This window comes from Mesorhizobium sp. M4A.F.Ca.ET.050.02.1.1, assembly GCF_003997725.1.
Taxonomy (GTDB): domain Bacteria; phylum Pseudomonadota; class Alphaproteobacteria; order Rhizobiales; family Rhizobiaceae; genus Mesorhizobium.
This window is the reverse complement of record NZ_RZSG01001494.1, coordinates 1-472: the sequence shown is the minus strand read 5'-3', so window position 1 is coordinate 472 and position 472 is coordinate 1. Positions and strand designations below refer to the sequence as shown.

Genomic DNA, 472 nt, shown 5'->3' with positions numbered 1-472 from the left:
CTGCACACAAGTCCAGCTTTCCTGCATTCTCGTCGTCAGCTTGGCTGCCAGGCCGGAGAGACGACCATGCACGACCCCGCCGAGATCGACCTGCGCAGCCCGCGGATCGTCGCCGACAACGCCGCCAAGGGCCTTAGGCTGCGCGAAAAATTCGGCCGCGGCGGCACCGAGATCGGCGTGGCGCGGGCGACGGAGCTGAAGAACCGGCGGAAGCTCTCGCCGTCGACGATCAGGCGCATGGTCAGCTATTTCGCCCGCCACGAGGTCGACAAAAAGGGCAAGAACTACGGCAACGAGCAGAACCCGTCGGCGGGCTACATCGCCTGGCTACTGTGGGGCGGCGACGAGGGTCGCGCCTGGGCGCTCGAGATCAAGCCCCGGATCGGCAACGCGCCGGATATCTGAGAAGACATGCGGCGAGGCGGGCCCCGAACCCGCCCCGGGACCCGCCGGGGAGTGGCTGACACATGCC

1 protein-coding gene is annotated in these 472 nt (G+C 67.8%); it reads left to right on the top strand.

Features of this window, described 5'->3' with window-relative positions; genetic code table 11:
- The first annotated feature begins 66 nt into the window (after positions 1 to 66).
- Positions 67 to 405 (top strand): hypothetical protein, encoded by a 339-nt coding sequence (locus tag EOA33_RS38330; RefSeq protein ID WP_126058761.1) that lies wholly within the window; start codon positions 67 to 69, stop codon positions 403 to 405.
- Positions 406 to 472 lie beyond the last annotated feature (67 nt).